Source organism: Longitalea luteola (genome assembly GCF_017356035.1).
Lineage (GTDB): Bacteria > Bacteroidota > Bacteroidia > Chitinophagales > Chitinophagaceae > Niastella > Niastella luteola.
This window is the reverse complement of the sequence record NZ_JAFIQX010000004.1, coordinates 185,363-208,035: the sequence shown is the minus strand read 5'-3', so window position 1 is coordinate 208,035 and position 22,673 is coordinate 185,363. Positions and strand designations below refer to the sequence as shown.

16 protein-coding genes are annotated in these 22,673 nt (G+C 44.4%); 7 read left to right on the top strand and 9 right to left on the bottom strand.

Annotated elements, in window-relative coordinates:
- Positions 1–32: 32 nt before the first annotated feature.
- Positions 33–2,234, top strand: coding sequence for a peptidase domain-containing ABC transporter (locus JUB15_RS12235; RefSeq protein WP_207512772.1), 2,202 nt, complete (start codon positions 33–35; stop codon positions 2,232–2,234).
- 2 nt (positions 2,235–2,236) lie between these two features.
- Here the strand turns inward: JUB15_RS12235 and JUB15_RS12230 are convergent, their stop codons facing one another.
- Together JUB15_RS12230 and JUB15_RS12225 are read right to left on the bottom strand one after the other, a co-directional pair.
- A complete protein-coding gene (locus tag JUB15_RS12230) occupies positions 2,237–3,319 on the bottom strand; it encodes a glycosyltransferase (protein WP_207512771.1) in 1,083 nt (360 codons plus the stop codon).
- Positions 3,320–3,337: 18 nt separating this feature from the next.
- Positions 3,338–4,663 (bottom strand): glycosyltransferase family 25 protein, encoded by a 1,326-nt coding sequence (locus tag JUB15_RS12225; protein ID WP_207512770.1) that lies wholly within the window; start codon positions 4,661–4,663, stop codon positions 3,338–3,340.
- 158 nt (positions 4,664–4,821) lie between these two features.
- On the opposite strand from JUB15_RS12225, the gene JUB15_RS12220 reads away from it, so the two are divergent.
- Both JUB15_RS12220 and JUB15_RS12215 read left to right on the top strand, forming a co-directional pair.
- A complete protein-coding gene (locus tag JUB15_RS12220; protein ID WP_207512769.1) occupies positions 4,822–5,589 on the top strand; it encodes a hypothetical protein in 768 nt (255 codons plus the stop codon).
- Positions 5,590–5,601: 12 nt separating this feature from the next.
- Positions 5,602–6,405: a DUF3405 domain-containing protein gene (locus tag JUB15_RS12215; protein ID WP_207512768.1), complete on the top strand. Its 804-nt coding sequence runs from the start codon at positions 5,602–5,604 to the stop codon at positions 6,403–6,405.
- On the opposite strand, the gene JUB15_RS12210 is transcribed toward JUB15_RS12215, so the two are convergent.
- Both JUB15_RS12210 and JUB15_RS12205 read right to left on the bottom strand, forming a co-directional pair.
- On the bottom strand, positions 6,395–7,273 hold the full coding sequence (locus tag JUB15_RS12210) for a beta-1,6-N-acetylglucosaminyltransferase (protein ID WP_207512767.1): 879 nt from the start codon (positions 7,271–7,273) through the stop codon (positions 6,395–6,397). The two genes, JUB15_RS12215 and JUB15_RS12210, sit on opposite strands and share 11 nt — an antisense overlap.
- 832 nt (positions 7,274–8,105) lie before the next feature.
- Positions 8,106–8,687: a nitroreductase family protein gene (locus tag JUB15_RS12205; protein WP_207512766.1), complete on the bottom strand. Its 582-nt coding sequence runs from the start codon at positions 8,685–8,687 to the stop codon at positions 8,106–8,108.
- Positions 8,688–8,886: 199 nt separating this feature from the next.
- Here JUB15_RS12205 and JUB15_RS12200 point away from each other — a divergent pair, with 199 nt between their 5' ends.
- The gene (locus JUB15_RS12200; protein WP_207512765.1) at positions 8,887–10,164 is read left to right on the top strand and encodes a retropepsin-like aspartic protease; all 1,278 of its coding nucleotides are present in this window, start codon (positions 8,887–8,889) and stop codon (positions 10,162–10,164) included.
- Between the two features lie 110 nt (positions 10,165–10,274).
- Here the strand turns inward: JUB15_RS12200 and JUB15_RS12195 are convergent, their stop codons facing one another.
- On the bottom strand, positions 10,275–12,809 hold the full coding sequence (locus tag JUB15_RS12195; RefSeq protein ID WP_207512764.1) for a TonB-dependent receptor: 2,535 nt from the start codon (positions 12,807–12,809) through the stop codon (positions 10,275–10,277).
- Positions 12,810–13,004: 195 nt separating this feature from the next.
- Complete coding sequence (locus JUB15_RS12190; protein WP_207512763.1) at positions 13,005–14,834, bottom strand: ABC transporter ATP-binding protein; 1,830 nt, start codon at positions 14,832–14,834, stop codon at positions 13,005–13,007.
- A 445-nt stretch (positions 14,835–15,279) separates the two neighbouring features.
- On the opposite strand from JUB15_RS12190, the gene JUB15_RS12185 reads away from it, so the two are divergent.
- Positions 15,280–15,483 (top strand): hypothetical protein, encoded by a 204-nt coding sequence (locus JUB15_RS12185; RefSeq protein WP_207512762.1) that lies wholly within the window; start codon positions 15,280–15,282, stop codon positions 15,481–15,483.
- 70 nt (positions 15,484–15,553) lie between these two features.
- Here the strand turns inward: JUB15_RS12185 and glk are convergent, their stop codons facing one another.
- Both glk and JUB15_RS12175 read right to left on the bottom strand, forming a co-directional pair.
- The gene (glk, locus tag JUB15_RS12180; protein ID WP_207512761.1) at positions 15,554–16,594 is read right to left on the bottom strand and encodes a glucokinase; all 1,041 of its coding nucleotides are present in this window, start codon (positions 16,592–16,594) and stop codon (positions 15,554–15,556) included.
- Between the two features lie 615 nt (positions 16,595–17,209).
- On the bottom strand, positions 17,210–18,115 hold the full coding sequence (locus tag JUB15_RS12175; RefSeq protein ID WP_207512760.1) for an SAM hydrolase/SAM-dependent halogenase family protein: 906 nt from the start codon (positions 18,113–18,115) through the stop codon (positions 17,210–17,212).
- Positions 18,116–18,206: 91 nt separating this feature from the next.
- Between JUB15_RS12175 and JUB15_RS12170 the strand changes: the two genes are divergently transcribed.
- Positions 18,207–18,725 (top strand): HEAT-like fold family protein, encoded by a 519-nt coding sequence (locus JUB15_RS12170; protein WP_207512759.1) that lies wholly within the window; start codon positions 18,207–18,209, stop codon positions 18,723–18,725.
- Between the two features lie 70 nt (positions 18,726–18,795).
- Here JUB15_RS12170 and JUB15_RS12165 read toward each other — a convergent pair whose 3' ends face one another.
- The gene (locus JUB15_RS12165; RefSeq protein WP_207512758.1) at positions 18,796–19,515 is read right to left on the bottom strand and encodes a YqjF family protein; all 720 of its coding nucleotides are present in this window, start codon (positions 19,513–19,515) and stop codon (positions 18,796–18,798) included.
- Between the two features lie 189 nt (positions 19,516–19,704).
- Between JUB15_RS12165 and JUB15_RS12160 the strand changes: the two genes are divergently transcribed.
- Entirely contained in the window at positions 19,705–22,653 is a 2,949-nt protein-coding gene (locus JUB15_RS12160) for a glycoside hydrolase family 2 protein (protein WP_207512757.1), read from the top strand.
- Positions 22,654–22,673 lie beyond the last annotated feature (20 nt).

Sequence of the window (22,673 nt, the reverse complement as noted above, 5' to 3'; positions counted from 1 at the left end):
AATTAACCTTATCATCTTCTTTAATTCATTGCATGGCTTTTCCTTTTTTCAAACAGTACGATTCAATGGATTGCGGCCCCACCTGTGTTCGCATGATCGCCCAATACTATGGTAAGGATTACAGCCTTCAGTTCTTAAGAGAAAAATGCAGTATCGGCAGACTGGGGGTGAGTATGCTGGGCATAAGCAAAGCTGCTGAGACCATTGGCTTTAAAACGCTGGGGGCAAAGATCACGATCGACCAGTTGCAGGATGAAATGCCGCTTCCCTGTATTGTCCATTGGGATCAAAACCATTTTGTTGTTGTATATAAAGCAGGAAAGGACAAGATCCATGTGGCCAATCCTGATACCGGCTTACTGACATATAAAAAAGAGGAGTTTCTAAAACATTGGGCGGTAAAAGGCAAGGATAAGGATGCGGATCCTGAAGGCGTGGCTTTGCTGCTTGAACCGATGGAAAAGTTTTACGAGATCGAGTCGGTCAGGGCATCCAAGAACGGGTTGATCGAACTATTAAAATATTTCAGGAACTACAAGCAAACCATCTTTCAGTTGCTGATTGCCCTCATCATAAGCAGCTTGTTGCAGCTGATGTTCCCTTTTTTAACCCAATCTATAGTAGACGTAGGCGTCAACAATAAAGACATTCATTTTATCAGTGTTGTGCTGATTGCGCAGGTAATTTTATTTGCAGGCCAGTTCCTTTCGAACTTTTTCAGGAACTGGCTATTGCTGTATATGAGTACGAAAATAAATGTTTCGATCCTCTCTGATTTTGTGGTAAAATTGATGCGGGTGCCTGTTTCGTTCTTTGATGTAAAACTGGCCGGCGATATTATTCAAAGAATGAATGATCACAGGAGGATCGAATCTTTTTTAACCGGATCTACGCTGAACACTATATTTTCCTTTTTCAGCTTACTGGTCTTCGGTATTGCCATATTCATTTACAACAAGCTGATATTTCTGATATACATTTTTTTTAGTGTGTTGTATGTATTGTATATAGTATTCTTTTTAGGCAGAAGAAAATCGATCGAAGGAAAAAGCATGGAGGTCGCTTCAGCCATTCAGGGAAATACCTTACAAATGATCTATGGCATCCAGGATATCAGGCTGAATAGCGCAGAAATGCTGAAAAGGTGGGAGTGGGAGGAGTTGCAGGCGAATCTCTTTAAAATAAATATTCAAAAGCTCCGGGTTGAGCAGATCCAGGAAATAGGCGCTTTTTTCCTGAACCAGTGTAAGAATGTTTTAATTACTTTCTATACAGCATACCTTGTTATAACCAACCAATTGACCCTGGGTGAAATGCTGGCCTGCCAGTTTATCATCGGGCAGTTAAACGGGCCGCTGGAACAGTTGATCCATTTCATGTTGGTTGCCCAGGATGCCCGTCTGGCCCTGGGCAGAATAAAAGAGATCAATGAAATTGAGGACGAGGAGCCCATGGGCAAATACAGTGCTGACCATTCCGGTTCAAGCCTCGATAACAGTATTGCCATTAAGGATATGTCATTCAGGTATCCGGGCATTTATAAGCCGGTATTGCACAATATAAATCTGGAAATTCCTGCCGGGAAAATAACGGCTATTGTAGGGGCCAGCGGAAGCGGTAAAACAACGCTGATGAAACTTCTTTTAAAGATCTATAATCCAACGGACGGAAAGATCAGCATCGGAGACATTGACTTTAGCGATATCAGTCCAAGCCTTTGGCGCGAAAAAATAGGTACGGTTATGCAGGATGGTTTTATTTTTTCTGATTCCATTGAAAAAAATATTGCACTTGGTGACAATAAGAACCAGATAGATAGAGAGAAACTTACCAAAGCCATTAAGATCGCCAATTTAACTGAGCTCATTGAAAGCCTGCCTAACGGACTGGAAACGAAAGTTGGCACAGAAGGCCTTGGCTTAAGTCAGGGACAAAAGCAGCGGATCCTTATAGCCAGGGCTGTTTACAAAAATCCGGAAATAATCATGCTCGATGAAGCTACGAATGCGTTGGATGCAAATAATGAAAGGGAAATTGTTAACAGTTTCAATGATTTTTTCCAGGGCAAAACGGTTATTATCATTGCGCATCGCCTGAGCACGGTAAAAAATGCAGATCAGATCGTAGTGCTTGACAAAGGGGGCATAGCGGAGGTTGGCCGGCATGCTGAGCTGATAAAAATGAAAGGGTTTTATTATACCCTTGTTAAAAATCAGCTTGAACTGGATGCATAGATCTATTCAGCGTTGTTGATCACTTCAAGTAATGGAGCAAAAGCCGTTTCGGCAGAAAAATATTTTCGAATAAAGTCATAGGCGTTGCGGCTTAATTCAAGGCGGCGATCTGTATTCTCGATCAATAACGATAGTGCATCCAGTATATGTGCCGGCTCATTGGCTGTTAAAAATGCCTTGCCATCGGCCATTTCCAATCCGCGCGCGCCATGCGCTGAAGTTACCAACGGCTTGCCGTTGGCCAGCGCTTCTATGTTCTTTATTTTAAGCCCGGCGCCAAATCTTACAGGGTTAATTACAATATCAACGTTTTTATAAATTTCCTGCAGATCGGCAACAAAGCCATTTAAAATAATCCCTTTTCCTGCAGCCCTGATCTTCCGGCAAACATTCCCATAAACGGATAACGTTACATTGTATTTTTCCTGTACAGCGGGCCAGCAGTTCTCTATAAAAAAATGGATGGCGTCAATGTTAGGGTCGTATTCACTGGCAATAAAGGCGAGATTTGAAACGGTGGGCCTGGTATCATGATAGGAGACGGATGTTGAATGAGAACAGAGCAAGGCTTTGGGGTAATCAAAGAAACTGTTTATTTTCTCCTGGTCGGCCCCACATAATACTATTACATGATCATAAATATCGAAAACCTGAAACTCGAATTCTTCCGACATTTCAAATAATGACTGGTAATTATACTTTTTGAAAGCTTTGGTCCGCTCACTGATCAGGTCATGCGCATCCAATATGGTAATGGCATTGTCCAGGTCGATATAGTTCAATAAATAGGTATTATGAATGTATTCGACAATGATCGCATCAAAATTCCGGTCTTTGAGCAGCGCACTTACATACAAACCTGTTTGTTCCATGGTAGCGGTGGCAATAATTTCAACCGGCAGAAAACAAACCTCTGCGATTTTTCCGTGCAGTACAGATCTGCGGGCAGGATCGTCTGCACCCAGATACAGAATTGTTAACTGAACATGGTGTACCAGGTAATCAACCAGATTGTAAATTCTCATTCTGTGACCGGCGCCCTTCACCCAGAAATTTATATCAGTGATCAGCAAGACCTGCTGCATACTATTTCATTTACATTATCAGATAGTTTCAATTGTTCTGGTATGGCTGTAATATTCCAGGTAGGTTTTCTGGATACGCCCCATTTTTTTGAAATTTTCAGTAAAGATCATGGTAATTAAACCTTTTACATCATGGTGAACCGGCGTAACATCAGAATAACCAAAATCTTTCTGAAACGATATAAAGGGATAGAGCACCATTTTATTTACCGTCAGGTTCGATAAAAATCTGTCGGCAATCACCTTATCGTCAAACGGTTGGTCCAGGATGCGGTTGAAGAATTTGCGAAAGACGATTATAAACTGGGTTGAAAGGCACATGGAGCCCCAATACCTGTTTTCAGTAACGGGAACAGCCTGTGCAACACCGCCGCTGCCGCCACATAGATAATCAGCTCCCTGAAAATGCGCTTCAAAAATATTTTTGATCAGGTATTCTTTTGTATAATATTCGGAAAATTCGTGGTCGTCTTCGCATATAATGATCACTTCGTCATCATTGTCAATGGCCATTTGGATTATTTTACGAATACTAAGCCATAAGCCCACCGCACCAATGTCATGTCTGCAAGCCTCAATGTATTTAACGTCGAATTCATCCCTGCCCTGGAACTGTGCTTCAATATGCGCCCTGCGCTCGGTTCTTTCCGGTAAATTGATGACATAGGTGGGAATGACCAGGTTTTCAATATTTTCCGGGTCGAATACAGCCCGGCTTTCTTCAAGCGTATCCTGGTAGAACGAAAAAACTTCCCGGATGGTTTTAATGGCGGGTGCAACCTGAAATGTTGCTTCGGTTTCTTCATTATTGATCGGCACTTCTTCGCAGTCTTTTTTAATGGACAGAAGGGGAGTGGCGATAAAAATCTTGGAAGACATTGCTGACAGCTGCTGCTCTATGTCGTAAATGTTACCAAGTTTGGCATCCAGTATTTTTTCATAGAACCTCTCGTATATGATCATGAATTGTATTCCCGTAAAATAGTTGATCCAGGCAACCGCATCCGTGACCGGCAAAACCGTATCAAACCAACTCACGCCTCCTAATAATAGGTCTGCATCGAGTTGATCTGCCTGGGTAATTTGATCGCACAATGTGTCTGTGGAATAATCCGCTGTAAACTGATGGCTGTCATCACAGACAAGTATAAATTTCTCTTTATTTATCCGGGCTGTAGATATGATGCTGACCAGGCATCCCCATATACCATCTACCTCGGGGTTTGTTGAATCTGTGACCGTGATGGTGAATTCTTTTTTGTCTTCAAATTCTATCAGCAGATGCTGGTGATCTGTTGATTGGGCATTCCTGTTGATGAGATACGTTGAAATAGGCAATCGCATAGTCATAAGGTTAAAGGTTATATATGCAGTAATTTATTATTAAATTCTGATAATTGGATATTCCTCCATCAAATACTTTTAGCCTGTTAGAAATGGCTAATAGTTTTAATTTGTTTGTAGAATATACAATTTAAAAAAATTGGCTTAAATTGATTTGCATGGACGAATCAAATGAATGGACGGGTTTTTCCATTTTTTCGCCGCGTAAAGAATGGCCGCGCCTGCTAAGCGAATTGGATATTTTTTTTAACGCCGGCCCGGGCAGCGGGCTAACGGAACTGCGCATTATAGAATTTAATTATTTATATGGAAGTAATATCCGCGTTTTCGGGTTGCCGGTAACGGGCCAGCGAGCTGCTTTGGCCAGGCATTTACAAACTTTACTGCAGGATACCCTTGGGATGCAGGTTATGCCGGCCCTGCATCCAAAAATACCAACCGGTAATACAACCGCTTTGGCTATCCGGGTATTATTGTCAGATGTGATCATGGCGGCATTCCAGCACGAAGCAGTGGATGACGAGGCGTTATTCACCATGGTGATTTGCCTGTATCTCACCCTGCTAAAGAAAGACAAAACCGCAATGGCGCTGATGCTTACAGATACAGATCCTGTAGGTTTTATGGAAGACCCGGTTAAAAACAGGAAACAACTGGAAGCTGAATATGCCAGGAATAAGGGGCTGCTGTGTGAAATGAAAAATGATATTTTTCGAAATAGCGAGACAAACCGGCCCGATTGGTTACAGGAATGGATAACCGGTTATGAAGCAATTACCGGCTCAATGCCGGCAGGCAGTTTGCCGGCAATCTATCGCACTACGGTGTATTTGATCATGAAACAATTAGGGCCAGCCGGGCCGCTGATGCTGCAGGCGGAGTATTTTATCAGAAAAATAGCAGCGTCGGAAACGGTCAGTTTATAAATATTGTCAACTATGATATCCAGTAACCTTGTTCCCGCTGCCAGGCAGGTTTTCCTGTTGCTTTCTAATAATTGTACACCCCGGATTATGCATCTTTTCAACCAGATAAGCGCAGCTGCTGCTCACCTGGGCGATAGTTTTTTGCTTTATCATCAAACGGAAGCAGTACTGCCCGCTGCATTGAACAGCAATAACAGTTTTAGCTTTTGCGACAATATCCTTACCGGTCTTCATTATCTGCCTGTATCAGCTACACTTATACCCGGCAACAATCATTTTCCACTACTCCATTTTTACCGGCAGCATCCGGGCTATGATTTTTACTGGTTTATTGAAGATGATGTACGGTTTAACGGGCCATGGGAAAACCTGTTCAACTATTTTACCGCACAGCCGGGCCAGCCTGATTTTATAAGCTCACATGTAAGGAGGTTTGACGAGGAACCTAACTGGTATTGGTGGAACACCCTTCAGCATGTATATACCTTTATACCACTTCATTTGCGTATCAGGTCTTTCAATCCTATATACCGGATATCAAATGCTGCTTTGAACTGTATTCACAGCATCTTATATGCCGATAAATGGCGCGGCCATCATGAAGTGCTGTTGCCAACCCTGCTATCGCTGGAAGGATTGCATATAGCGGATTTTGGCGGGGTGGGGCAGTTTGTACCGGAAGGCTGCATGAATAAATTTTATGTAGACGATCATTGCGACGTGTTCGGAGCGATCAACGCCGGAACCATGCGGTACCGGCCTTTGATCGAAAATTTACAACACGCTGATAAATTATACCATCCAGTTAAGGAATAATGGTTGGTGAGTTTTCATTAATATGCTTTTCGAGTTGATCCAGGATGGAAGCACTTTCAACATCATCAAACTTTCTGGCCCACAAATTTTCAGACTGCATGATGGGCTCCCAATCATACATAGTAAGAATGCGTGGATGCGGACCGCCCGTCCACACGATATATTTCAGGTTATTATTAACTGTCTTTTCTTTAAAAGGCGAATTCAATACCAGCGTATTGAAGAATATTTCGTCAGGATTAAGGCAAGTTTGAAAGAACTCTTCATAAAGCCGGTTAGAGCGGAGGAATTTCAAAATATACGTGGCACATTCGGTGGTTATGCACCACCATTGTGATCCGCCATACGGCGGAAAGTCCTCGAAGTAGGGCCTTGTCATGTCTTTGTTCTTTTGCAGCTCATACACTTCATAACTTGCGTCAAGGCCAAGAGCATCAATAAACCAGTGAAAGCGCATTCTGTCCAGTCCGAAATAAGGGCTCCATCTTACGTCGGGAAGCGGGAAATGCTCCAAATATTCGCGTCCATAATTTTTCAGCAGAAAATCATAAATGACCTCAGGCGATTTAACCGGGAAGTCCTGGCCGCTTAACAAGATCAAATAACCCGGTTCTTTTTTTTGACAAGCCGCTTTCATAAGGCTAAGGGTGGCCCTGACCATATTGTAACCACCCCAGGTAATATTGTACCTTTCTTTTATGACAGTTACTTTGGGGGCGCCATAAAATCCGGATCTTTCAATGTCATCGGGAGGAACCCTTCCATCGAGATGAATTAAAAACTCAGCGTGTTCATGACGCAGGGCATTGATCATTCTGTCTACCTGGTGCAGGTTCGCATGAGCGAGTATCAAATAGAAAAGCTTCATAATTGATAAGGTTTATTTCAAATTTAAGGAATACCGTTTTTTTTCTGGTAAGTATGACCGTTAATTATTTGACAGAAGCTCGAGTCGCACAACTGTGATCGTAAATGACTTGGGGTAGATCACATATCGAATTGATCCGCGGCTTTAGCATAACGTTTTTGAAAAAAGTTGACCGCTTCAATTTGAACAACAATGCCCGAATGCTCGCTGGTTTCAATTCCTATCTAAATTCAAAAACAGGATAGAAGTAAATAAAGAAACGGTGCAGCATGTTTACAAACATTAACTGCACCGTTTTCTATTTAACATAACATAAATTATGATACTAAACTGGAGAGCTAAAAAGCGGGGACATTTACAACGCTATAAGTACAATGAACTGGCATCCAGGGACTCTGGTATTATTTAGGCACATAGTGCCCGTATTGAAAATAGTACGGCTCTCGAAATATCCGGCTGAAAAGTGTTGGCAGGCCGGGAAAGCCAGCATTGAGCCTTCAATAAAAATGATGCGGATCAAAAAAAATGATAGATCTATAAGCCCGGGAACCTTAATCCATGATAACGAAACGTGATACAAATCAGATAAAACACCTAAAAGGCCGGTTTTGCCAGGCTTCGGGGAAATACTTATACTAAACTAATGGCTTTATGCGTTTGAAACATTGATTCACATCCCTGGTAAAACCTGATTTTATGCTCGGTACAATATCCCTGATTCTGATCCTGTTGGTTCCGGTCATCTTCATCTGGCTCGGTCATCGCAGTAGCAAACGGTTTAAAAACTTCAATTGAGGTATTGCATTAGCAAATTAACTAATTAGCACATTAGCTAATTGATCCAGGTAACTTTTTCCTGCACCGGTTTTCGTTTGCCCGAAACTGATGGTACTTTAACATAACCCAGGTAAAAAAATCCCATCAACATATCATCCGGACCCAAATTGAACAATGGTTTGGCTTCTTCAATAAATGTAATGCCACCCGTGCTCCAGTAACCGCCCAGTCCATCATATGCAGAAATAGTAAGATAAATGTTTTGCACCGCACAGGCTACAGCCGCAATTTCCTCCATGGCCGGCAGCTGATCTGCATGCCGCTTACAGCCGATGGCAATCACATGCGAACATTGCTGCGGCGTCACTTGCAGCTGCTCATATTTATTTTGTTTGAACTTGACGCCGGCATATTTTTTATAGATCTCGGCCTGTTGTTCGGCCAGTTTTTGTAACCCGTTGCCACTAAAAACCGTAAACCGCCATGGTTCTGTAAATTTATGGTTGGGCGCCCAATTGGCGTTTTCAAGAGCCTGCCAGATGATCTCGTCCGGTATAACTTTTCCCGCTTCAAATTGTTGCGTAAACACACTCCTGCGGTTACGAATCAGTTCATTGATCATGTCACTTTTATTCATAGGTTGCAAATTTAAGATACAAGAAACATTAAACCTTTAATTCCACAATTTTCGATTGCGTCCCGGTTTTTGTGCCTTGTTGCGCCTTGAACCTTTTAACTTGCGCGTTGAATCTTGTACCTTGCGCCTTGCCCGCCGCAGCCTTGGCGAAGCTGGCCCTGAACCTTGTATCTTGTGCCTTCTTCTTTAACTTTGAACCATGCGTATAATTTTATTTTGTATTTGTTTTCTCTCTGGGATCTCATTGTATGCGGCTGACACTAAAGAACTGGACAGCCTGCTCAGCCGGCGCCATTTTTTTGAGCTGAAACGTGCCCTGCAAAGCGACACCTACAGCAATTTGCCCGCCTATCGCAAATTATATTACCAGGCTTTTTTGCATAATTTTTTTCATGATCTTCCTGCCTCCAACCAGGTCATCAGCCTGCTGCTGGAAAAGCACAAACCGCAGTTGACGCCCACACAGATCAGTAGTTTACTGATGAAGAAAATTGATAACCATGTGAAATTGTACCAATACCGCGAGGCGCATCTTACTACCCAGCTATTATTGCGTAAATACCGGCATGTATTATCCGCCGAGGAACGCGATGACGCCCGTAATTCGGATATCATCTGGAAAGGACTGCAAAACGTTGGGCCACAAACGACGACAATTACCGGCGAAACGCAAATAGCGTATCGTCGCGACCTGGCCGGCCTCATCAATGTTCCGGTGAGTTTCATTGACAGCACTTTTGACTTTGTATTTGATACCGGCGCCAACTTATCGGTAATAACGGAATCCTATGCCCGCAAATCGAAGCTGCGGTTACTGAATGTAAAGTTCAAAGTGAGAGCCATAACCGGTTTACAGGTTCAGGCCAACCTGGGTATTGCCGATGAATTTCGCATGGGAAATATTATTATAAAAAACGCCGTGTTCATGATCTTTCCTGACAGTGCCCTGTCCTTTGCCCGTGGTATGTACACCATTAAAGGCATCATCGGGTTTCCGGTTATAGAGCAGTTGCAGGAGATCAGGATCAATAAAAATAAACTGATAGTCCCTGCTATCGCCGTTGACCGGAAGATCCGCAATTTTGGTGTTGATGAGTTGCTGCCCGTTATCTCAGTCGCTTACAATACCGATACCCTGGCGTTCACATTTGATACCGGCGCCCAGTTTACCTTTTTGAATGAACCGTTTTACAAGAATTATAGACCACTCATCGATACGGCCGGCACATCGTTCGACATGCAGATCGGCGGAGCTGGCGGCATAACCAAAACCAAAGCTTACCGCCTGCCGCAGGTGCATATCAAGGTTGCCGGTCACCCTGCTGTGCTGAAGGATGTGGCCGTGAAAACGGTCAGCACCACTCCAAAAGATGAATTGTATTATGGCAACCTGGGCCAGGACGTTATGAATCAGTTTTCCGAAATGGTCATCAATTTCCGCTATATGTTTGTTGATTTTATACCCGCCGCTCCCTAAAGGGGCCTGGTTCCTGCAATCGCCAACTAATATTGATTAATCCGCCGCCTGTTGCAAGGGGAACATGCCTGAAAGTATCAGATCAGCTTCTCCCCCTTAGGTGCTGGGGTTTAGTCTCTGTCATCATGTTCTTCCTGGCCGCTGCCGTTGTTATTCCGTTTGAATAACTGGAAATCGGCCTTGCCAAATTTGTAAGTAAGGGTTGCCCGGAAGCTACGCACATTCCAGCGACGGTATGAATCCTGGTAAAAATTTTCAGTATCGCTTATCATTCCCCGTTTTCTGGAATTAAATAAGTCGTTTACGTTAAAAGTGAAGGTGGCTTTGTTCTTAAGAAATTCCTTGCGCAGACCGAGATCGATGCCATACATTTCCTTGCGTTTTCCCTGCGGAACCACTTCGGGTGATTCGTATTCACCGGTGGCCTGGAAGCTCCATTTGTTCCAGAAAGCTGATTTGGCAGCAAGCCGGTAATTGATGATCAATTTGGCTTCCATATTAAATCCTTCATTGCTCAGATCGGTATTGTTGACATCAGACACGACTTTTTTATACTGCATGTCGATGGTAGGTGTAATGTCAAATTGTTGTCCGAGCTTTTGTTGTAAGGTCAATTCAGCGCCCCAGCGGTTCTGGTATTGGGCATTGACGAAAGTGTTCAAAATAGCGCTGGGATCTATGGCTGCATTGTTCAACCGCTGAAATTGTTCAGCCGAGATGGTGTCGCTGTAACGCGTGATATCGCCCTGGGTATTGCGGAAATAAATAACGCCCAGGAAGCTGCCTGCGAAATAAGTTTTGTTGTAATTGAATTCAAATGAATTTGTGAATTCTGGGCGCAGGGCGGGATTACCCTGCCTGATATTCAGCGGATCGTTGATGTCGACGAAGGGGTTCATTTGCCAGAAATCGGGCCTGCGGATACGGCGGCTGTAATTCAACTGGATCTCCTGCCCCTCGCCGATCGTTTTACTCAGGTATAAGCTCGGGAACAATGCATCCCAGATATTTTTGAGCTGTTGCGGGAACTGATAACCGAATTTCTGGGCGCTGTCGACAAGTTCGCCATCGAATTTAGAAAATTCAGCGCGTAAACCTGCCTGGTAGCCTATCCCCTGCCATTTCCCGGTGTATGTGGCATAGGCTGCATTTACCATTTCCCGGTATTTGTAGTGGTTGCTCAATGGCAATTTGATCTCGGCAGCATTGTTAACTGAATAGGCATTGAAAATACTCGTAAAATCGTTGATGTAAGTACGTACGCCTGTTTCAAGCTTGTTATCTTCCCCGTTTGGATCAACGTAATCAACCTGTATGGTGACCTGGTTATTACGGCCGGAACCTTCATTACGAACCCGGCTTTCCGGCGCGTATTCACTGCCATCCGGATAGGAATACGTGTTGCTGATATTTGTATTATCGGTGTTATTTCCGTAGTTGTAATTGATATCTGCACTTAACGTTTTGCCGCTCTCCACGAAATTGTGTTTGAAGATCAATTGCGTGCTGCCGCGCTCATTGTTCGAACTGTTGTCAGATGTTCTAAATCCATAGTGGTCGGCCTGCCGGTGAATATCCAGGTACTCCTGGTGCTGTTCTTCCGCATTGCCAAATTTTCCGCCGCCGATATGCTGCGTAATGGTAAACGTATTGCGGTTGTCAAGATAATAATCCATTCCAAACCGGATAGAAGAAAAACGGCGCTCACGATCATTATATGCGACCTGGTTAAAGTAATTCTGAACAATACCATTGTCTTTATTCTGGCGGTAGGTTTCCGATTTGGCGCGGCCGCCTGACTGGTTATAGTTTCCGTTTACAAAGAAATTAAATTTGCCCTGGCGTAAATTAAGCGCCAGGTTGCCGGTATAGATACCAGGTGTACCGGCGCCGGCTGAAACAAGACCGTTCAGGCCCAGCTTTTTATTTTTTTTCAGTACCACATTGATGATGCCGCCTGTGCTGGCGGCGTCAAACTGGGCGGAAGGATTGGTGATGAGCTCTACCCTTTCAATATTGTCGGCCGGTATCTGGTCTAAAGTAAGGATGGTAGGGCGGCCATCTACAAAGATCTGCGGCGCATTGTTGCGCAAGAGCACGTTTCCGTCAACGTCAACAGTTACCGAAGGAATATTCCGCATTACATCGATGCCGGTACCACCTGCGGAAGACAGGTTCTTTTCAACATCAAATGTTTTACGATCGATGCCCATTTGCAGCGCAGGTCTTTGCGCAACCACGGTAACTGATCCCAAATATTGTGATTCGGCGGTTAATTTGATGTTGCCAAGGTCTTTTTGAACAAAGTCGCCTTTGGCTGAGCCCTCGAAAAAGATAATTATTTCCTGTTTAGCATATCCTATAGCAGTGGCAACCAGTTTGAAAGTATCGGTAGTGGAAAGATGGCTGATATCAAAATCGCCATTGGGTTTGGTCAACATCCCACCAGCCAGCGTATTGGAATTCTTTTCAAATAATTGAACAGAAGCGGCATCTATACCTTTATTGTTCCTGGCGTCAACTATTTTACCAAACAATTTACCAGCACCTGCTGCGGCTGGCTTTTTTGGGGAAACATTTTCTACCTGGGCCCATAGGGATATCGTTATAAAATTTGCTAAAAACAGTGCTAATACAGGTTTCATTACGCAGTTTGTGATTTTTTTAGACCCAGTTACATGAATTTTAACCGGATGGGCTATTAGACGGTAAAAATGTGACGCAGGTGTGCATGCTAAAAATTTATTTAATATTAATTTAATGTGGTTCCAACGGATGGAAGTTTATATAGTGACATCAATATTCACACCACGCAGTGCGAAGTGGCGCAGGAGAGTCAATTAATCCGACGTCCATTCGAGTTGCAGTTTATTCAAACTTTTATATAAACCATCTTCCTGGGCGAGTAGTTCCTGGTGGGTGCCGCTTTCAACCACATGGCCTTTATCGAGCACAATGATCTTACCGGCATTGCGAATGGTGGAAAGCCGGTGCGCAATGACAAATGAAGTACGGTTTTTCATAAGATTGTCCAGCGCTTCCTGCACCAGCGATTCGGAAGCGGCATCGAGTGAACTGGTGGCTTCATCCAGCACGAGGATCACCGGGTCTTTTAAGATAGCCCGCGCAATGGCAATTCGCTGCCGTTGACCGCCCGATAATTTTACGCCCCGCTCTCCTACCATGGTATCATATCCTTCAGGGAAGCTGATAATAAAATCATGGGCATTGGCTTTACGGGCAGCTTCTTCAATCTCTTCCTGGGTGGCGCCGGGTTTGCCATAAGCAATATTTTCCCTGATGGTGCCGCCAAACAACAATACGTCCTGGGGTACCAATGCCATTTGTTTGCGAAGCTGTGAAAGCGGAATTTCATCGGCCGGTTTACCATCGAACAATAATTGGCCTTCATCGGGATGATAAAAGCGTAACAGCAGCGCAGCAATGGTTGATTTGCCGGCTCCGCTTGGACCAACAATGGCGATCTGTTCGCCCGGCGCTGCAGTGATGGTCACATCTTTTAAGATATGTACTTCTTTGCGGGATGGGTAACTGAATGCTACATGTTCAAAACGAACTGCTCCCAGCAATTTGTTTTTTTCCTCAACCGGTTCATCATTTACTGTTACCGGTTCTGTATCATCACGCAATATTTCCCGAACGCGCTGGGTAGCTCCCAGTGTTTTTTGCAGTTGACTGTACAGGTCGGCAAAGCCCGCCATGCTACCGCCGACAAAAGCGGTATAAACGACAAAAGCGGTAAGGTCACCGAATGAAAGCGTACCCGCCTGCACTAATGTGGTGCCATACCACACAACGAGAATAATGGTTCCGAAAATGCTCATTAATATAAAAGAAACGAACAGTCCCCGGAAGCGGCCATTGCTCACCGCAAGTTTCACCACCTGCTGCAAGCTACGGGTATAGCGCCCGATCTCATACCACTCATTAGTAAACGATTTTACATTACCGATTCCCTGCAGGGTTTCCTGCACAATGGTATTGGAGTCGGCCAGCTGATCCTGTGTATGGCGCGAGAGCTTGCGGATCTTTTTCCCAAACACCACGCCGGCTATCACAATCACAGGCACAACAGATAACATTACCACCGTAAGCGACCGGGATAAATATAATATCAATCCCATTCCAATTACAAGCGTTAACAGCCCACGCAAAATTTCTGCCAGCATGCCGGTAACGGCTTCCTGTATTTGCGAAAGGTCGGCGCTGATGCGGCTCGAGAGCTCTCCCACCCTGCGTTGTGCAAAAAAGTTCATGGGCATCATGATCATTTTGCGATACACATCTTTTCGCATATCCGCCAGCGCGTATTCCCCAACATAGGAAAACAGGTACACGCGCATAAAGGAAAAGATCATTTGTAATATTAATATACCCAACATCCACATGGCAATGGCGCCGGGTGCTATGGCATCCTTACCGAGGCTGAGTGAGTGAGCACTATCAATAAGTCTTTTTAAGAAATAAGGAAAAGCCATGGTAGTACCGCTGCTGAGTGCAATGAAAAGCAATCCGGTTATGAATGTCCAGCGATATGGTCTCACGTAGCTGAAAATTAATAACGCTTCCTTCAAATTTTCCTTTGTCAATCTTGCTTTAGGCATATCCGGTTTACGAGCACCGTTATCCTGTCTGTTGCCACGAGCCATATAAAGCAATGAACGTTTTAATGTTTAATAATCAATGTTGCAAAAAATGGTGCCGGACTTTTTAATTTTCTGGATCCTTTCTTAACAACAGCTGTTTTTTTGCCGGCTGGAACTGGTTGCTACGGGTAATAAGGTATTTTTTTCTGGTAGACGAAAGGGCAGGATAAATATTGTATTCGGAAATTATATCTCAAGGAAAATCAATAAATAATACATCTTTATTGAAGTGTGTGCAGGTTTTATTAAGCAGTAATAAATAGTTTAATTTTTCTATTTTTTGAATGCAGTTGATTTTTTTGGCATGATTCTTAATACTTAATTGATAACCTAGCGATTTTTAAAACTACAAGCCGATTGCTTAACCTGATTTTGTAGCCTACCCGCTCCCCAGCGTAGTTACTTTAGTTAGTTAATTACATTTTTTACATATTAAAAACTCAAAGTTATGAAAAGAAGCTTTTTAGCGGCAGGCATTGGTCTTTGCATTTTTGCAGTTACTATGGTAGTATCAAACACACCAGTTAGAGCAGAAGTTTACAACGGTAATGCAATCGAGCAGGATACTACACCAAAGAAAAAAGATACAAGTAAGAAGCAACCAGATACAATGCATCTCAATCTGTCTTCACCTTCAACATCACAAAAGTAATTTTATTACTTACAGAAAAACCGTTCCGGTAAACGCGGGACGGTTTTTCTTTTTATGATGGATGGCCTTATCAAATTAAGTAAGCTCCATAGTATGCGGCGCCGATAAGCCCGGTTTTATCATTTTTGATAATTCGGATGGGTACGTTCTCCAGTAAATGTTGCATGCGATCACAATCCATATAATGCTCCATGAATTGTTTTTGCAACAATAAAGGCGCAATTTTAGGGGGAATACCTCCGCCCAGGAATAATCCACCGGTAGCTTTCATCTTCAATACCAGGTTCGATGATTCACGCGCCAGGTACCGCACAAACAACTCCATCGTTTCAACACAAATAGCTGCCTTTTGTTCGATTGCAGCACCACTGATCACTGCCGAATCATTCTTTTCCTGTTCCAGCGCTTCCTTTAACCAGTTCGGTTCTTCCCGGTTCTTTACATCGCGCAAAAAGCGATAGATATCTGTAATGGCCGGACCAGCCACTACTTTTTCCCAGCTCACGACGCCATATTCATTTTGCAGGAATTTTAATAAGGCGATATCCAGATCGGTTCGCGGTGAAAAATCGGCATGCCCGCCTTCCGTAGGGAACGGAAAATGATTTTGTCCATTCCAGTATAGACCAGCCTGGCCTAAACCGGTTCCCGGTGCAATGATGGCCATATTACCGGTGCTGTTGTCATTTCCCGGATGTATTGTTATAAGATCTTCTTCTGTTAGTGCAGCCAGTCCATACGCCATTGACTCCAGGTCGTTCAATAAGTAAACGGCCTCAACGCCCATTGTGCGTTTTACTTCTTTAATATCAATATCCCAGTCGAGGTTGGTGAGATTTACTTTGCCATCCAGCACCGGACCAGCAACGCCCAGGCAGATCCTGTCGGGCGCCGGGCATTTGTTATCAGCCAGGAACTGTTGCAGAATGGCTGTGCAGGACGTATATTCTGCCGATGGATATCTGCCGGTATATAATACTTTTAATCCGGTTTCCATTGCCACATAAAATGCCAGGTTGGTTTTTGTACCACCTATATCGCCAGCCAGTACAGTAGTACCTTTTTCGCCGAGTCCCGTGCGCCGTTGGATATGCAGATTTTTTATAATCATATTAAGGTGCGTGTTTTTTCGTGGTTAATTCCTAACTGATACTGCAATAATAAGTCATAAAGCTATTAAAATACAGCAGGCGGGCATTAGTTAATTTCCTGATTGCATCAGGCTCAGTTTGAGATTTCTGATTTCTGATTTTCTGATTTCTGATTTTGGGATTTACGGATTCATCATAGATCCAAGGAGGCTAATCAACGATTACCTGCCTTCCGTTCCGGTGAAAGTAGCAGGAAACTACAATGATATAAACCGAGAATTCTTCTTTTGCAGCCCCATTGCACGCAATAAAGCTTACTTATTCAATTAGTTTCCTTGTTGACCTTTAATTTAACTTAAAGTAAACTGTTGCTATGCAGGCAAATTGCTCTTTGTTTCTTTCCGAATTTCTATCCGAATTTCTATCCGAGGGCGAGGGCAAAGGCTTATGACAGCCAAATATGGAAAAGATCACCCTGGTTCCTTTAATTTAAAAGGAACTGGCGCAGGTAACCATTTAGTAATCAATACAATTTTTCCTTTTCGATTGTTTTTGCCAGGTCTGGTTCATCGAACTATTACGATGCCCTTTCTACCTGGCTGGTTATCCACTGTTTAGCAGAAATTGTGTAAAAGTTAATTTGGTTTTTTCCTCTTGACTACAATATTCCACTCCGCTCCGCTGTTTATATCAAAGGAATCGGCCATATTCCCCCTGTTTATGGCCAGGGAAAAGTTCATCAGGCTGTTCATATAAGCCAGTGGTTTCCCTTCCGGCACGTCGCCAAACGTGTTCACAAATTCAATATCCTGGTCAAACACCGGGAGGCCATTCTTATTTATTTTTATTTTCAATTTTTCTTTAGGTTCCACGTGTAACAGTTTGAAAATCGAGTCGTTAATGTTTGTCCAGACGTTCCCATACTGAACATCAAGAATGGGAATGTTGCCCAATATGGAATCTCCCCTGAGCACCGGTTTCTGGTACGGAAGGGTGACTACCGATGCAGGTAATTGCTTACCTACCTGTTCAAAACTGATCACCCCGGCTGCCAGCCGCGCACCGGTATACGCATATACATCCCTTCCGTGAAAAGTATACGATGCCTGAGAGTTCTTCCTTCTATTTAATTCTTCATCAATCTCACGTACTGACTCAATGCCAAGCGATTCGGAGATCAACGTTAGTGTGCCATTGTCGGGCGTAACAAAGTAATGGCCGGTTTTCGTTTTCAATACCACCGACTTGCGGCTGGTACCTACACCGGGATCTATGACGGAAACGAAAACAGTACCGGCTGGCCAGTAAGGAGCCGTTTGCTCGAGCCGGTAAGCTGCCTCCCAAATATTATATGGCGGGATCTCATGGGTAAGGTCATACAATTTCAGGCCGGCATCGACGCCGGTAGCTACGCCCTTCATTGCACTGACCGCCCCATCCTTCAGACCAAAATCGGTCTGAAAAACCACAGCAGATTTTTTGGGTTGACAGGCACTCAAAAGGCCTGTTAGAAAAACGGATAATAAGTAAGTTTTTTTCATCTGATAATTTTTATAAGCCATCGCCAGCATCCGGGTGAATTTTGGTAACAAGGCTGGTGATGATGGTAAAATGACTATTTTTCAAATTTATATGGATTTATTAAAAGCAATTGAAAAGGAGCACTCGAAAGCCCAGTGTGAAAGGATCGTTCGTTATGTCGGCGGCGATAAAACGCGTTTTGCCCAACTGATGGATTTATTTTTAAAAGGCGGGTACCGGGTTACCCAGCGGGCAGGCTGGCCGTTGAGTATTTGTGTTGAGAAACATCCTGAGCTGATCACTCCGTATTATAAACAGCTGTTGCCGCTTTTGAAAAGAAACGATGTGCATGTTGCCGTGGTGCGGAACATTGTGCGGTTGCTGCAGTTTGTATCCATTCCCGAAAATTACCACGGCGAAGTAATGAATACCTGTTTTGAATTTGTGGCCGATCCTGAAACGGCCCCGGCCGTAAAAGCGTCCTGTTTAACCATTCTTGAAAACCTGTCGGCGTTATACCCCGATATCAGACCGGAGTTGAAATTGATCATTGAAGAACGCTGGCCATACGAAACCGCCGCGTTCCATTCCAGAGCCAGGAAGATCCTAAGGCCCCCTAACCCCCTATAGGTGGAAGGTGGATGGTGAGTGGTTCGCGGCAGACGCGAAACGGCAGACGTGTAGCGGCAGACGTGAACTCCTATTGAAGGATTCGCTTGCTATACACATTGATCGGCGATCCCTCTGCCAGGAACACGGAAACAGGTTGCCGGCCGTTCAGTTCGGCGAAAGCCGGACCGTACAGCTTTGCAAAATCGCAATCAACTGTATATTGTTCAACCGGGTATACATCCCAGCTCGGGTGTTCTACCTGGTATTCCCCGGTAAGCTGATCGTTGATGCAGGTATAACCACAGAAATGTTCCGTAATGAATTCTTCTTCGCTGCCAGCCTGCAATGGATATTTTTGCAAACCGGTCCTTACTTCCAGTTTATTCCAGTGGTTATTGAATTTCCAGTGATACCCAATGTGCAGGCCCTGTTCACTGGTATGGGAGAACGCTTTCATGGGCAGCGTAACATATCTTTCCCGGAAGAGCGTATTCGCAATAAAAGTGATCGCGCGTTTGGGAACGATCTCCTTTACGAACACGACGCCCCGTTTATAAACGCCATTTTCTTTGTAGCGAACATAAAAGCGCAGGTTCACTTCCGGAAAAGTGGTGTGAAAAGGAACACGCACTTTCATAACGCAGGTATCATGAAACAGAAAACCAACCAGGCTCACATACGTCCTGTTATTCCAGGTATCCAGTTCAGTTTTTGCGGGTAAATACGGTTGCAACGCTTTGGCGTCGATCTCGTAATTCGCCATGATCAATCGCAGCCATTTGGCGGTCAGGAATTTCTTTTGTTTCATGGACAGATCCTTCTGATAGTAAAATTATTATAATTTGCCGGTACGGTCAATGCCTGCAGCTGGAAATCAGTACGCCGGATTCAGGCAGGATTTTTTTTCAGTCACCCCCACATTTGCATCCGGATAGCGTCTACAAAGAGACGGCCTGTAAATGGTAAGTTATTGTTAACGATACTCAAAAAATATTAAGTGATAAAACGATTTGTTGCTTTTATTCTTGCCCTGATTTATCTGCAATCGTATGCCCAGCGATCAACGTACAATTTCAATAGCAACTGGAAAGTTTTTGTTGGCGATGATTCCACTGCCAAAGAGCCTTCTTTTAATGATGCTGCCTGGCGGGCGGTGACCCTGCCCTGGGCCTGGAATGAAGACGAGGCCTTTAAGAAAGATATCAGAGACCTGAGCACCGGCATCGCCTGGTATCGTAAACATTTTAAATTACCCGCTACAGCAAAGGGTCATAAAATCTTCCTCGAGTTTGAAGGTATCCGGCAGGCTGGTGATTTCTATTTAAATGGAAAATATATTGGCATGCACGAAAATGGTATCACGGCTTTTGGGTTCGATATTACCAACCTCGTGAAGGAAGGTGATGCTGAGAACGTGCTGGCCGTGCGGATAGATAATAGCTGGGATTACCATGAGCGTGCTACCAATACGAAATTTCAGTGGGAAGACAAAAACTTCAATGCCAACTATGGTGGTATTAACAAGAATGTATACTTGCATATAACGGGAAAAGTATATCAAACGCTGCCGCTGTTCACCGCACTGGGCACCACCGGCGTATATGTATATGCCGATCAGTTCAACATCAGAGGACGTTCTGCTACAATTCATGCCGAATCGCCCGTTAAGAATGAAACGGCTGCACCACAAACGGTTCAATACGAAGTATCCATCACTGATATAGCCGGAAAACCGGTGAAAACTTTTACCGGTGATAAAACAACGTTGGCGCCGGGGTCAACAGCTGTTGTAAAAGCCGCCGCCGTAGTGAACGGATTGCATTTCTGGAGCTGGGGGTATGGCTATTTGTATACAGTGCAAACAGCTATAAAAGTGAATGGACAACCAGTAGATGTTGTAAAAACAACAACCGGATTTAGGAAAACGGCATTCAGGAATGGCATGATCTACCTGAATGACCGGGTGATCATGGTGCATGGTTATGCACAAAGAACCAGTAATGAATGGCCGGCGATCGGGTTGAGTGTGCCTGCCTGGTTAAGCGATTACAGCAATCACCTGATGGTGGAAAGTAATGGCAACCTGGTTCGCTGGATGCATATTACGCCCTGGAAGCAGGATATAGAAAGTTGCGACCGGGTTGGTCTGCTACAGGCCATGCCGGCGGGGGATGCCGAGAAGGATGTTACCGGCACCAGGTGGGAGCAGCGTAAAGCCGTGATGCGGGATGCTATCATCTATAACCGGAACAATCCAAGTATCCTGTTTTACGAATGTGGCAATGAATCTATCAGCGAGCAGCATATGCAGGAAATGAAAGCCATCCGGGATGCGTATGATCCGCATGGCGGCCGGGCCATTGGTTCGCGCGAAATGCTGAACAGCAAAATAGCAGAGTATGGGGGCGAAATGTTATACACCAACAAAAGTGCGCACATTCCCATGTGGGCCATGGAATATTCCCGCGATGAAGGCTCCCGTAAATACTGGGATGATTACACGCCACCTTATCACAAAGATGGCGAAGGTCCATTGCATAACGGACAAAACGCTGCTGCTTACAACCGTAATATGGAATCGCATGCCGTGGAAAATGTAAAACGCTGGTTCGAGTTCTGGAATGAGCGCCCCGGTACCGGTAAACGTGTAAGTTCAGGCGGCGTTAATATCGTGTTCTCTGAAACGAATACACACCATCGCGGGGAAGAAAACTATCGGCGAAGCGGTGAGGTAGATGCCTTACGCATTAAAAAGCAAAACTTTTATTCGCACCAGGTAATGTGGGATGGCTGGGTGAATCCGGAGACGTATGGCATCCATATCATTGGACACTGGAATTATGCACCAGGTGTAAAGAAAGATATCTATGTAGTTTCCTCTGCGGCTAAAGTCGAATTAAAGGTAAATGGCAGATCGCTTGGGTTCGGTGAGAAAAGCAATGGTTTTCTGTTCACTTTTAAGAATGTGGAATGGCAACCAGGCACTATTGCCGCTTTTGGATCTGATGCGAAAGGAAAAGTGGTTTGCGAAACCAGGATCACTACAAAAGGTGAACCGGTTGCCCTTCGGTTAAAGAACATTGAAAGACCTGTGCCATTTATCGCCGATGGACATGATCTGTCACTCGTTGAAGTAGAAGTGATAGATGCCAAAGGTGAGCGCTGTCCAACTGCATTGAATAGGGTGAACTTCACCCTGGATGGACCTGCCGAATGGCGTGGTGGCATGGCGATGGGGCCAGACAATTATATCCTGGCTAAAAGCCTGCCGGTCGAGAATGGCGTGAACCGGGTATTGATCCGGTCGACTACCACAGCCGGAAAGATCACCATAAAAGCCACTGCTGATGGATTGCAGGCGGCTGCTCTGACATTAACGTCTGTTCCTTTTGAAGAAAAAGATGGTTTATCGACAAGATTGCCAGCAGCCGGGTTAAGCGCCCGGTTGGATAGAGGTCCAACACCCGCTACACCTTCCTTTACTCCTACCCGGATACCGGTAACTATTGTAAAAGCAACGGCCGGTGCACATGCCGATAGTGCCGTTGCCAGCTATGATGATAATGAGTTGAGCGATTGGGTGAACGATGGCAAACTTTCTACTGCGTGGATCGAATACGAACTGGAACGGCCGGCTACCGTCAGTGAAGTGACGCTGAAATTGAACAATTTCCGCAGCCGTGCATATCCATTGGTAATTACCATTGATGGCAAAGAAGCTTTTTCCGGCACTACCCGGCCCACGCTGGGTTACTATACCATAACCTGCAAACCGCAAAAAGGTAAAAAAGTTCGGATACAGCTGGCTACGCAGTCAAAAGAGGAAGCCGGTAACCAGATGGTGGAAGTTTCCGGTAAAAAGCTCGATGACGGTGTGCCGCGCGATGACTCAAAAGCAAAAGGAACGCTGAGTATTATAGAAGCAGAGATCTATGAGGCTTTATAGTTCAAAGTTCAAAGTTCAAA